Source organism: Streptomyces sp. NPDC050704, assembly GCF_040654355.1.
Classification (GTDB): Bacteria; Actinomycetota; Actinomycetes; order Streptomycetales; family Streptomycetaceae; genus Streptomyces.
Genome location: NZ_JBFAHW010000046.1, coordinates 48,051 through 60,432 on the forward strand (window position 1 = coordinate 48,051; position 12,382 = coordinate 60,432).

The window sequence follows — 12,382 nt, forward strand, 5'->3', positions numbered from 1 at the left end:
CATTTGGCATGATCACGCCAAACGCCCACTTGCGGAAGCGAGGGTAGACGGTGGAGCCGACTGCGTGGATCAGCGAGAATCAGCCAGAGCACGAAAGAATCGTCGGCTGGCAGGCACCTCCGCTGAAATTCGGTGTCGGCGCCACCCACGAGATCGGTTACGAGCTGGCCAGGATCGGCGCTCGGTCGGTGCTCTTGGTGACCGACCCGGTGCTGAGCGGGCTGGGGCTGTCCCCCCGGGTCGCCAAGCAGATCGAACACGAGGGGATCTCGGTATCGATCTTCGACCGGGCGCAGGTGGAGCCCACCGACGAGAGTTGCACCCACGCCGCACGAGAACTGGAAGCCATCGAGGTGGACGCCTACGTCGGTCTGGGCGGTGGAAGTTCGATCGACACGGCCAAGATGCTGAACCTGCTGCTCAGCTACCCCGGCCGCTCGGTGCGCGAATACCTGAACGTGCCGGTGGGCGCCGGCGCCCCGATCCCCGGTCCGCTGAAGCCGCTCGTGGCCGTGCCCACCACGGCCGGGAGTGGGAGCGAGTGCACGGCCATGGTTGCCCTCGGTGTCACGGGGATGAACGTGAAAACGGGGATCAGCGATCTGCGGTTGCTGCCGTCCCTGGCTTTGGTCGACCCGGCGAATACCCTCACACTGCCTCCGGCCGTCACCGCCTCCTCGGGGTACGACGTGCTGACTCACGCCTGTGAGTCCTACACCGCCCGTCCCTACGACCGCCGCCCCCCGTACCCCGCCCCCGCGGCCCGGCCGTTGTACATCGGCGCAAACCCGATCAGTGATGTATGGGCCGAACAGGCGCTGCGCCTGGTCGGTCGCTATCTCAGACGAGCCGTGCTCAACCCCGATGACCTGGAGGCGCGCACGGGGATGAGCCAAGCGGCCGCCTTCGCGGGGATGGGTTTCGGTAACGCCGGCACTCACATTCCGCACGCCTGCGCGTATCCGGTCGCCGGTTCGGTCCGCGAATACCGCCCCCACGGGTACGCGGTCGATCATGCGATGGTGCCCCACGGATCCGCGGTCGTGGCCACCGCCGCCGAGGCATTCGCATTCACGTACCCGACGTCTCCAGAACGCCATCTGCGGGCCGCCGAATTACTGGGTGCGAACCTCAACGGCATTTCGACAACGAGCGGGAAAGATGTGCTTCCGGCCACGTTGAACAGCATTGTGGCCGATACCGGGGGGCCCGCGGGGCTTGCCGACTTCGGATACACTCCGCACGATCTTCCTGAGCTCGTTGAGGGCGCACTCAAGCAACAGCGGTTGCTCGTGTGCTGCCCACGCGGGGTCACCGCTCATGATCTCCGGAGGATTCTGGCTGGATCCATGGCAGGCTGACCAACGCGCCTTGTGTCTTCCCCCCACACCAAGGAGCTTGATGTTCCCGTGATTGAAGCGGAACTACTGGAGCGCGCGGCTGTCATATCGGGTAAGAAAGTTCCCACGGACAAGTGGATCGACGTCATAGATCCCTCGAATGCCCTTCCCTTCGCTCGAGTTGCTCGCTGTGGCGCGGACCAGATCGCGGAAGCGGTGGAGGCGGCCCGGCAGGCGTATGAGACGATATGGCGGTTCACGAATGCGGCGGATCGTTCCCGGGTCTGCCGCAGGATCGCCGAGGGACTGCGCGCCGAACGCTCGGAACTGGCCCATTTGGAAACTCTCGACACGGGTAAGCCGATCAGTCAGTCCCTGGTCGACATAGACGTCGCCGCACGCTACTTCGAATTCTATGGCAGTGCGGTGGAGGGTCTCTCCGGAGATGCCATTCTGCCGGAACGGGACCTGTTGGCCTTCACTCTCCGTGAACCGTATGGGGTATGCGGGCACATCATCCCGTGGAACTACCCCCTGCAAGTCGCGGCCAGAACCGTCGCGCCCGCTCTGGCGACCGGAAACTGTTGTGTGCTCAAACCCGCCGAAGACGCACCGATGACCTCGCTCCGACTGGCGGGAATCGCTATCGAGGCAGGGCTCCCTGCGGGTGTGCTCAATGTCGTGCCCGGTTACGGGGAAGAAGCGGGTGCCGCGCTCACCGCCCACCCCGGAGTGGACCGGCTGGCGTTCACCGGCTCGCGGGAGATCGGCGAGGTGGTGATGACCGCAGCGGCGCGGAACATCGTTCCGGTCACCCTGGAGCTCGGCGGGAAGTCGCCGCACATCGTGCTTCCGGACTTCGACGCCGAACGCGCCGTGCCGCTGATCGTCGAATCGATCACCGAGCACGCGGGTCAAAACTGTTCGGCCGGCAGCCGGCTACTCGTGCACAGGTCCGTGCACTCCGAGCTGCTGTCGGCACTGACTGAGGCCTTCCGCTCGCTGCACATCGGCCCGGGGGCCACCGATCCCGACATGGGGCCGCTCATCTCCGCAAAGCAGCGGGACAGAGTGCTCGGCTACTTGGCGGAGGGCCGGCGCGACTGCGTCGTCAGCGTCGGCGGCGGAGTGCCCCGGGGCGCCGAGTACGCGGACGGGTTCTACGTGGAACCCACGATTCTCGACCAGGTGACACCCGCCCACACAGTGTTCAACGAGGAGATATTCGGCCCGGTCCTGTGTGTGTCGGTCTTCGACTCGATCGAGGAAGGCGTCGAACTCGCGGAGCAGACCACGTACGGTCTGGCCGCCGGGGTCTGGACGTCCGACGTGACCACTGCCCATTGGCTGGCCCAGCGGCTGCGGGCGGGACAGATCTTCGTGAACAACTACAGCGCGGCCGGAGGAGTGGAACTCCCCTTCGGGGGATACAAGCGCTCCGGTATCGGGATCGAAAAGGGCCTTGAAGCGCTGCGCGAATACACGCGATGTAAAACTGTGGCGATGCACACACGGGCTCACGCATAAGCAATAGACCAGCTTGCGTCGCAGAACACCGGTACCCCGTCCGATGAGCGCAGTCTGTCTTTCAGATTCGCAGAGAGGGCTTACCCATGGGAATAATTCACCAGGGACGAGTCAGGGAGTTACCTGAGCAGAGGTGCTGTGAAAGGTGTGGCGCGCCACCGCAGGTCGCCGCGGTGTTGACGGACACGATGAACAAGATGCACCAGGCGTTGAGTGAGTTTCAGACCGCGCTGGTTGCCCAGGAAAAGATGATCGACGAGCTGCTCGACGATGACGGCGACGAGCGGAATCCTGGATTCAGTACGCCCGTGCCCGACCCGGATCCGACGTCTCGCGAGGCACTTTCGCATCTGACGACGCGCGAACGCGAAGTCCTGGTGCTGGTTTCGCGGGGAAATTCGAACAGGCGGGTGGCCAGTTCGCTCGGAATATCCGAGAAGACAGTTCGAAACCATCTGTCCGCGGTCTTCTCGAAGGTAGGGGCGGCCGACCGTACGCAAGCGGTGGTCATGGGGATCCGGAGCGGGATCGTCGCGATCGATGAAAATGTCGATCATGGCCTCCGGCCGCATGTTCGCACGAGTGATCAGAACTGACTCGGTGACCGACGGACCATTCCCATGCCCGGGGGTGCGTGGGAATGTGTTTCACACCACCACGAACCTTTGCCATATTGGTCATCATGCTTGACAACGTAGCCGCAGTCCTCCTCGACAACGTCCATCCCTTCGAGCTCGGTGTCGTGTGCGAAGTATTCGGCATCGACCGCAAAGAGGAGGGACTGCCCGCCTATGACTTCGCACTTGTGGCTGCGGAGCCGTCACCCGTACGGGCGGTCCCCGGGTTCACCATCAGCACCCCGTACGGACTCGATCGCCTGGAGGAAGCCGACCTCATCGCCATCCCGGTGGGGGACGACTTCCATGCCAGGGAGTTTCCACCGGCCCTCCTGGAGCTGTTACGCCGTGCGGTGGAGCGCGGTGCCAGGGTGCTCAGCGTCTGTGTCGGTGCCTTCGTCCTCGGCGCCGCCGGACTGCTCGACGGCCGCCGTTGCACCACGCACTGGCGGTACGCCGACGCACTGGCACAGCGCTGCCCCAAGGCGCGGGTCGAGCCGGGCGTGCTGTACGTGGACGAGGACCCGGTCATCACCTCGGCCGGCACTTCCGCCGGGATCGATGCTTGCCTCCACCTCGTGCGCAAACTCCAGGGCAGTGAGGTCGCCAATGCCATCGCACGCCGCATGGTGGCCCCTCCGCACCGGGACGGTGGCCAGGCCCAGTACGTCGAAAGGCCGGTGGTGGAGTACCGCGAGGACGGAGTCCGCGCCGTACTGGCCTGGGCGGATGAGCATCTGGACCAGGAGATCACCATCGATCAGCTCTCGGCCCGGGCATGCATGTCGCCACGCACCTTCGCCCGCCGCTTCCGTTCGGAGACCGGTACCACTCCCTATCGCTGGCTGCTGACACAGCGGGTGCTCAGCGCCCAGCAACTCCTGGAGACCACGGACGAGACCATCGAGGGTGTGGCGGCCCGGACGGGTTTCGCCAACGCGGCCGCCCTTCGACACCAGTTCGTGAAATCGCTCAGCACGACCCCGAACGCATACCGACGCGCCTTCCGGGGCTCGCGCACGTGAAGGAAACCCACGCCGTGCCTGCCCCGGGCCGGCACGATCTGAGGAGGGGAACGTGCTCAGCATCGCGATTGTGGGAGCCACCGGGGCCGTCGGCAGGGAGTGTCTGGCCCTGCTGGATCGCGGGATCGTGCCCGTGGAGCGGGTGCTGCCGGTGGGATCGCCTCGTAGCGTCGGCCGCGACGTAGGCGCCGAGTTCGGCCTGGACCTGCCCCTGGACCCGCTGACGACCGTCGAGGAACTCGCCCCCGACGATCTTGATGTGGGCCTCTTCTGCGCCGGGGCGGAGGTGAGTGCACGGGAGGCCGAGCGCCTGACCTCGGCAGGGGTTCTGGTGGTCGACAACAGCTCCGCGTTCCGGATGAGAGCGGACGTCCCCCTCGTCGTACCGCAGGTCAATCCGCACGCACTTGCTCGTCGACCCTCCGGCGGCATCGTGGCCAATCCGAACTGTTCGACCATCCAACTCGTCCGCGCGCTGCACCCGTTGCATGAGCTCGCCGGGCTGGAGAGCGTCGTGGTGGCGACCTACCAGGCGGCGTCGGGCGGAGGCTTGCGCGGACTGGCCGAACTGGCCGGCGATTCCGCGAAGCTGCTGTCCGATCCGGGGACGCAGAGCGAACCCGGAGGGCGCTTCGGGCAGCCGCTGGCGTTCAACCTCGTGCCCGAGGTCGGCCTGCGGGACGAGACCGGACTCACCCACGAGGAGCGCAAACTCGTCCGGGAGCCACGCAAGATCCTCGGCCTGCCGGATCTGCGTGTGAGCGCTACGGCGGTCCGGGTGCCGGTCTTCCATTGCCACTCGGAGGCGGTTCACATCAGGCTGCGCGAGCCGGTCACCGGCGAGGCCGTCGAGAAGGCGTTGGCGAACGCGTGCGACCTGCGGGTCTACGGTCGGTCGGCCGGTTCTCCGTACCCGATGCCGCGTTTCGTCTTCGGAGAAGCTGAGGACCGGGTGAAGGTCCACGTCGGCCGGATACGCGTCGAGCCGGAGGACCCGCGGGCGGTGGCGGTGTGGATCGTCGCCGACAACCTCTGGGTGGGTGCCGCGCTGAATGCGCTACAGATCGTTGAACTGGGCGTGAGTTACGGGTGGTTGGGATGACGACGGAAGCCGTGGCGAAGAGCCCTCCCCTCGTCATGAAGTTCGGGGGTTCGGCGTTCGCGGAATTGACCGGCTACACACACGTGGCGCGGTACGCGGCACGCCTAGTCAGCGAGGTGCGGCGCCCCCTGGCCATCGTGGTGAGTGCGATGTCCGGTACGACGGGCAGGCTCCAGCAGGCCCTGGACACGCTGGCCCCCGACCCGCCCGCGGAGGCGGCCGCGATGCTCCTGACCACCGGCGAGACGGTGAGTGTCGCCCTGCTCGCGGCCGCGCTGCACGCCGAGGGCGTACCCGCTCACCCGGTACCCGCGGTGGACACGGGCCTGTTCTCCGGTGGCCGTCCTGACCGGGGAGAACTGAGCCACACCGACCCCACCGCGCTACGGACGGCGCTGGACACATGCCCGGTCGTGGTCATACCAGGAGGCCAGGCGGTCGACGCGGACGGACGGACCGTCATGTTGGGACGCAACAGCTCCGATCTCTCGGCCGTGGCCGTGGCCGCGGCTCTGGGCGCCGTCACCTGTGAACTCTTCTCCGACGTGCCGGGTGTGTGCACCGCTGACCCCTACCTGGTACCGGAGGCACGGACACTTCGCCGGATCAGCTACGAAGGCGTGCGCCGGATGTCCCGCCACGGCGCGAAGGTCGTCCATGGAAACGCCGTGGACTGGGCGGAGCGTGCCGGGGTGCGGCTGCGTTGCCGGCCCTTTCCCTGGGACGGTGACGGGAGAGGCGGGACGGTGGTGGGCGTGGGCCCGGAGGCGGCGGCGGTGATCGTGGGCGGGAACACTGAGGTCTGGCGCTTCCGGGCCGCATCAAAGCGCCGGGCAGCGGCGGCGGAGTTACGGGCGGAAGGCCTGTACGTCACGGAGCTCGACACCGCGAGCGGCACCTATCTCCTGGTGCCGTCGGGAGTCCGGAGCGCGGCCCGGCACCTCGGTGCCGGCCGACGGCACGACGATCTGTGTCCGATCACCACCGTGCGGGCCGACGGCCGGGACGACCATGTACTCGTGCGGCGCACCGATGCCGCCATCCAGGCTCGCCGGTGCCACGCCCTGCTGTATCCGGACCTGGCGGCTCCCCCCGGGCCGGCCCGTCCGGCAGCTGCCAAGGCACGCTCCCCACACAGCGATGTCCTCGTCGGCTCAGAACCGTTCCCGGCACACCGGAACGGAAGAGCGTCCAGGTAGCCGGCCTGGCCGCTGTGCCTCCACGCGAAGGACGTCCGACAGCGCGCCGACGGCGAGCCCGGGCGGGGACAATTTTGCATCACCCAAGATCACCCGTGTCCGCCAGGAGCTTCGCTTGCTTGCCCACCCCTCGTCGACCGATCTGTCCGGCCGCACCTTGCGCTACCTGACCACGCGGCTCGCCGCGGGGTTCGGCATCGGCGTCGCGATCCTGGCCGCCGCCGCGCCGACCCTGACCGAGGCGATGAAGACCGTGCGGAAAGCCTTCGTGATCCTGGACGGCACCCTGCTGAAGACCGTTCTCGTCCTTCACTGGTCCGCGTACTGCTACAGGTCACGTGGCTTCTCCCGGTTTCGAGTCGGCGAGCCCCGCGAGGGCCTGTTGGAAGACCTGTCGGGCGCGCTGGAATACCCGAGCACGCCACCAGTCGTCGTCCGCGGGGTTGAACGCCGTCCGGATCAGATGCTTGAGCTCGGAGCGGACCGCGTCAGCCGGCGTGTGGTGCAGGTGCAGCCAGTTGTCCGCGCACAACGCGAAGAGCACCTCGGGACCCGGTTGGGTGCCGAACTCCAAGGTGATCGCGGTGAGCTCGCGGTCGGGGCCGAGGCCGTCCGACACCGCGGTCGCGGTGTTCCCGACGATCGGAGTGGAAGACGAGGTCCCCTCTTCCGACACGGTGAGAGCGTCTCCGTACCAGCGCCGAGCCCGGTCATGGGCACCGGCATCACGGCCGCCACGGAAGATGGGTTCGCCGAGGCCGCGCTCACCGAGGCCGGTGTGCAGATCGATGTAGCCGATGTGCGTCGCGCCGGCGATCTGCTCGTCCACCACAGTCCGGAACACCCCCCGGGACCAGCTTGCCTGCCGACCGCCGTAGAACAGGCCGTCGGGGTGCCGGTACTGACCATGGGTCACGGCCTCCTGCAGGGTCAGCGGACCGAGTCGGTCGCGGAGCGCGGTCAGTCCCTTGACCAGTTCGGGGCCGGGGAACCCGGTGGCGTTCGACGGCACGAGGGTGGTGTGCACATGCTCGTACGAGTCGTTGTGCGGGGGGTTGCCATGGTCGACGAAGTTGCGGTTGAGGTCGATGTTGTCCTCGTTGACGCGCCGCAGATAGGCGAAGCCGTACGGATTGAGCGCGTGGACGAGCAGTACACCGGTGGTCGGACCGGCCGATCGCGCCAGCCCTTCCCGAAGCAGGATCCGGGTCTGGCATGCCGAGCCGCAGAAACCCTCGATGCCATGGGTACCCGATACCGTCACCAGCAGCTTCGCCGGTTCGGCCGGCCCGAGGTACGCGGTGTCGACACTGAGCCTGCCGCCGTCGGGTCCCCGATGCCGCGGCAGCGTGAAGGTTCTCAGCCGTGCGTGGGCCTCTTCCGCGGCGCGCAGGAACTCCGTACGGGCCTGGGAGTAGTCGGAGGGGAATGCGTACGCCATCGCTGCCTCGCGTTCCTTGAGTTCCGAAACGTGCCGTGTGACGGGGACCTGAGGCGGATGCGGCTCACCCCTGCCGCGAGGGCAGCGGCACACCCAAGGCGGTGAGGATCGAGTCCGCTCCGGCCTGCGTGGGGACACGCAGGATGCACAGCACCCGGTCGCCCGGATCTGCGTGGGCGGTGAAATACGCGTTGGCCTCCGGCGAATGGCTGGTGGGCCGTTCCCGGTAGAGGTCCACCGGACGGCCGATGCCCGGTATGAGGCCCCGGGCCGGGTCGAAGCCGGCCCCTGGCGCGAGCACCTCGGCCACCTCCGCGGCCAGTGCCGTCTGACAGCGGCTCTCCCCCGTGAGATCCGGGTACATGCTGATGTCCGGGTGCCCGCTGAACGCCGACATCGCGCAGTGCACGACGGGGTTGTACGTCTTGAGCGCGATCACCTCCGGAAACCGGCTGCCATCGGCCAGCAGGCGAGCGAAGTGAACAGACCAACTCTCACCGAAGACGGAACCGTTGCGGTAGTCGTCACCGACGAACTGGACCATGACGTGCAGACACGGCCTCCCCGACGGAATCTCCACCCACCGGGACGTGAGCAGCGAGATGACACGGTCCCGCTCCCGGTCCACGCCGACGACGATGTAATCGGCCTCGGCCAGCATGTCGCGGCGGAGAACGAACAGTTCCCGCATGCGCAAGCCGGGCATGGCTCGCACCATGCCGTCCACGATCGCCTTCTCGGTCTCGGGCGACAGCTCGCGGCCGGGCGGCAGAGGCAGCACCTCCGCGCTCCGCCGCCCGTTGGTCCGTGGTGTCGCTCGGCCGTGCCTGTCCCCCACCGCTGACATGCTCAGACGTCTGCGGTGGTGGGCAGAGGGATCTGGCCGTCGGTCCTGCCGAGCACTGTGAGCTGGTGCAGCTCCACGAAGTAGAGCTTCCACAGCCAGTAGATGTGATGCAGATGCTCGACGACCTTCTGCTCGTCGGCCTCCGTGGAGACCAGCGTGGACATGACCCGCCACACGAAGTCGTCGTGGTCGTCGTCGAGGTCGGTGTTGACGTGGGCGCGTGCGCCCTTCACGTTCTCCTGCCCGAGAACGTTCTCGAGGTTGTCCAGCCAGTCGGGCTGGGTTCGAGTGGTCACGTACTCGACGAAGTACACGCTCGTGATCAGCGCGAGTGGACTGTCGTCGTACTCCATGCCGTACTGGAGGTACCCGGTGAGCAGCTTGGTGGAGAGCAGCGGCTCCGTGGAGTAGATCTCCTCCTTGCCGACGCCGACCTTGGCGAGGTCGGCGGCGAACAGCCGGTCGTGCAGCATCTCGTCGTCCGTGTAGTGCGCCCACGCCTTGGCCTGCACCGGATCCACTTTGGTGAAGTACTTGATGGCCAGGGCATCGACGGTCCGCTTCCTGCGGAGCCGCAGGATGGTCTCGATGTTGTGGCGCTTGTAGTAGTCCAGGTTCAGCTCGGCGGAGTCCTTTTGATGCTGGGCGAACGGGACCGTGTCGTAGAAGTCCTTGATGAAGGTGTCGAGGAGCGCGTCGACTCGCTTCCGCAGCTCGGGGCTGGTCGTCATGAGCTTGCTTCCCTCCTGTTGCAACCGATGGCTTGTGGGGGCGGCACCGTGGACGGTCGGTGTCAGTGGCAGCCGCAACTCGCGCTGGAGACCCGCTGCATCCGGCCTCGGCGCACCGCCTTGCGTGCGCCCAGAACGGGGTTGCCGTCCGATGTCAGCAGCGAACTGCGGGGGCACAGGAAGGCCAGCGCGAATCGCGTGGTGGGAGTGATCCCCAGGCCCAGATTCACCACGCCGCTCGTGGCGCCGTACACCTCATTGGGGCCGCAGTTCGCCGGGATGATCTCAGTGGTGGTGTTGATCCCGAAGCCGAGTTCCCAGATGACGCGATAACGGGGGTCGTCGTCGAGGAGGCTCTCCAGCGCGGCGGCGGCCGACCTGGCACCCGCGGACCGCGGGGTCACGCCTTCGATCGATCCGCCGGCCACGCGTAGCGTTACGGGGTGGGAAACGAGGGGCGTGAGTGCTTCGAAGAGCCGCTGCTGATCGGTGCCGTCGGTGGGGTCCGTGTGCCGGTGCACGATGGGCCACCCGTGCAGAGTCAGATCTCCGTTGAGGCCGAGCAGCCGGGCCTCCGGCTCGAACGTGGTGATCTCGGCCGCCGTGACGCTCAGCTTGCCCGAGGGAAAGATCTGCTGATCACCTGGTTCCAGAACTCCCGCCTGCTGGTTCCAGACGCAGTCCCCGGCCGTGTAGTCGAACGTGGCCTCGCTGCCGGTGGAGTCGTCGACGATGGTCAGCCCGTCACTGTCCCCGACTCGCTCGAAGAACTCCTCGGCCGTGGCGGTCTGGAGGGCGGTATCGGTCCGTACCGCGGACCGCAGGAAGTAGTCGACGTACTCCGTCGTGAGCGGTGTGGACCCGGCGGGCATCACGGCCAGCTTGCGCTTGCCCAAGTCGTCCGGTGACGGCGAGTCGAGGAAGCGGCCGGGGCAGACGGCCAGCACATGTGCGTCCGGCGGGACGCTGCCCTCCGAAAGGAGTTCGCCGAGACTTTTGGTGAGTGGTAGCGATAGGTGGTGTACGCGGGAATAGCCGCTGCCAGGAAGCAGCCCGGTCATTTCTCCGCTTCCCTCACTCGTTATCAGGCAGAATGTCTCGACGGGATCGCCGAACTGGCTGAAGTGGTCGGTGGTGAGTTCCGACGGTGCCATGGGAAGGCTCCCTGGTGAAATAAGACGGGTACCCCGCGGTGGGGTATCTGAGAATGCCCCACCGCGGGTCGGGACTCAGCCGAGCAGCGTGCCCAGGTAGTTGCGGTTCTTCTGCACCTTGATCTTCCGCATTGCAGTCATCTCCTTTTGATGGGTTTTCTTTCATTCACCCCGAACGGTACGACGGTGGGCAGCCCCCTCAATCAATGGCGGCGACCCTTTCGACCGTGGGGTGGTCTGGGTGGCCGATCAGCGCGAGTCCATTACTGCTCAGGACGCGCGTGTCCGGCGAAATGATGTCCAGGTGGTATTGAGTGTAGGGAGTGAGCCCGAGGCCGTAGTGAAGACAGCCTTCCGTGCCGCCGTACACCTCGTTCATGGCGTGATTGCCGGGCAGGATGTCCAGCGAGGTGTTGAGGGCGTGGCCGATCTCCCACACGATCCGGTAGCGGGAGTCCACCGCGAACATGTGCTCCAGCATCTCGATGGCGGGCGCGGCTCCCGGATCCAGCGCTTCCAGGCTGGTGATCCGCCCGTCCTCGACGGTGGCCTTGATCGCGTTGTCCCGCATGCCCCACAGCCGGGCGTGGACACGCGCCTGGTCGGCGCGGGAGAAAGAAGGCGTCCCGCTGTGCAGGATCGGATATCCGCGGAGGGTGATCTCGCCCTCCAGCGGCAGCTTCAGGGCCTCATCGAATTCCCTGATCTCGATCGGCAGAACGCTGATTTCGCCGGACGGTACGATCTGCTGGTCGCCCCACTCCAGTGGCCCGGCCTGTTGGTTCCACACCAGTCCTTCACGGAGATGGTCGAGTTCGGCTCGAGTGCCATGCACGGGGTCGGCGTACACGAGACGGTCGGATTCTTCGGCGATCTCGAAGAAGGTGTCGCAAAACGCCGCTTGATCGGCTGCCGAAGTCCGCTCCATCATGCCGAGGAAGTGACGAATCTCCTCGATGGAGGTGGGCGTGGAGTTGCATGCCATGCCCATGATTTTCCGCTGCCCGACACGCTCCGGGTCCGGCGATTCGAAGAACCTGTGAGGTGAGATCACCAGAACATGCGCCGGTTCCGGGATGCTCTTCTCCAGAAGATCCTCAAAACGATCGCCGACTCCCATGGGGATGGTACGGAAATCCTTGTACGCGGCGGCCTCGACGACCTGGATCTGATCGACCAGTTCGGGGTTCGTGACGAGGCAGAAGGTGCTTCCCGTGGCCTCGCCGAACTGGCTGAGGCGTCCGGGATCGATGGAAATTCGTTCGGACATGATGACTCCCGTCATGGCCTTTGCGATTTACCCTCGCCGTGTTCACCACATTGGCTTACGAGAGCCACGTTGCGCTATGGGACAAAGTTCCTGGTGCAATACCGGGATACGTCCCAACTTCAACGTGGT

General features: G+C 66.3%; 12 protein-coding genes. 6 read left to right on the forward strand and 6 right to left on the reverse strand.

Features of this window, described 5'->3' with window-relative positions; translation table 11 throughout:
- Positions 1–50: 50 nt before the first annotated feature.
- The 6 genes from AB0I18_RS26180 to AB0I18_RS26205 all read left to right on the forward strand — a co-directional run bounded on the left by AB0I18_RS26180 (position 51) and on the right by AB0I18_RS26205 (position 6,810).
- Positions 51–1,361 carry a hydroxyacid-oxoacid transhydrogenase gene (locus AB0I18_RS26180; RefSeq protein WP_363108008.1) on the forward strand — a complete coding sequence of 437 codons (1,311 nt, stop codon included), beginning with the start codon at positions 51–53 and terminating at the stop codon, positions 1,359–1,361.
- A 48-nt stretch (positions 1,362–1,409) separates the two neighbouring features.
- Entirely contained in the window at positions 1,410–2,867 is a 1,458-nt protein-coding gene (locus AB0I18_RS26185) for an aldehyde dehydrogenase family protein (protein WP_363108009.1), read from the forward strand.
- 188 nt (positions 2,868–3,055) lie between these two features.
- The gene (locus tag AB0I18_RS26190; RefSeq protein WP_363108010.1) at positions 3,056–3,463 is read left to right on the forward strand and encodes a LuxR C-terminal-related transcriptional regulator; all 408 of its coding nucleotides are present in this window, start codon (positions 3,056–3,058) and stop codon (positions 3,461–3,463) included.
- An 86-nt stretch (positions 3,464–3,549) separates the two neighbouring features.
- Complete coding sequence (locus tag AB0I18_RS26195; RefSeq protein ID WP_363108011.1) at positions 3,550–4,509, forward strand: helix-turn-helix domain-containing protein; 960 nt, start codon at positions 3,550–3,552, stop codon at positions 4,507–4,509.
- 52 nt (positions 4,510–4,561) lie between these two features.
- A complete protein-coding gene (locus AB0I18_RS26200; protein ID WP_363108012.1) occupies positions 4,562–5,611 on the forward strand; it encodes an aspartate-semialdehyde dehydrogenase in 1,050 nt (349 codons plus the stop codon).
- Positions 5,608–6,810 (forward strand): hypothetical protein, encoded by a 1,203-nt coding sequence (locus AB0I18_RS26205; RefSeq protein ID WP_363108013.1) that lies wholly within the window; start codon positions 5,608–5,610, stop codon positions 6,808–6,810. The genes AB0I18_RS26200 and AB0I18_RS26205 overlap by 4 nt, the downstream gene beginning before the upstream one ends.
- Positions 6,811–6,889: 79 nt before the next feature.
- Here AB0I18_RS26205 and AB0I18_RS26210 read toward each other — a convergent pair whose 3' ends face one another.
- The 6 genes from AB0I18_RS26210 to AB0I18_RS26235 form a co-directional block, all read right to left on the reverse strand.
- Entirely contained in the window at positions 6,890–7,123 is a 234-nt protein-coding gene (locus AB0I18_RS26210; protein WP_363108014.1) for a hypothetical protein, read from the reverse strand.
- A 21-nt stretch (positions 7,124–7,144) separates the two neighbouring features.
- Positions 7,145–8,251 carry a M14 family metallopeptidase gene (locus AB0I18_RS26215; protein ID WP_363108015.1) on the reverse strand — a complete coding sequence of 369 codons (1,107 nt, stop codon included), beginning with the start codon at positions 8,249–8,251 and terminating at the stop codon, positions 7,145–7,147.
- Positions 8,252–8,315: 64 nt separating this feature from the next.
- A complete protein-coding gene (locus tag AB0I18_RS26220; protein WP_363108016.1) occupies positions 8,316–9,032 on the reverse strand; it encodes a hypothetical protein in 717 nt (238 codons plus the stop codon).
- 68 nt (positions 9,033–9,100) lie between these two features.
- Positions 9,101–9,829, reverse strand: coding sequence for an iron-containing redox enzyme family protein (locus AB0I18_RS26225; RefSeq protein ID WP_363108017.1), 729 nt, complete (start codon positions 9,827–9,829; stop codon positions 9,101–9,103).
- Between the two features lie 62 nt (positions 9,830–9,891).
- Positions 9,892–10,983 carry a hypothetical protein gene (locus AB0I18_RS26230; RefSeq protein ID WP_363108018.1) on the reverse strand — a complete coding sequence of 364 codons (1,092 nt, stop codon included), beginning with the start codon at positions 10,981–10,983 and terminating at the stop codon, positions 9,892–9,894.
- Positions 10,984–11,182: 199 nt separating this feature from the next.
- Positions 11,183–12,253: a hypothetical protein gene (locus AB0I18_RS26235; RefSeq protein WP_363108019.1), complete on the reverse strand. Its 1,071-nt coding sequence runs from the start codon at positions 12,251–12,253 to the stop codon at positions 11,183–11,185.
- Between the last annotated feature and the right edge of the window lie 129 nt (positions 12,254–12,382).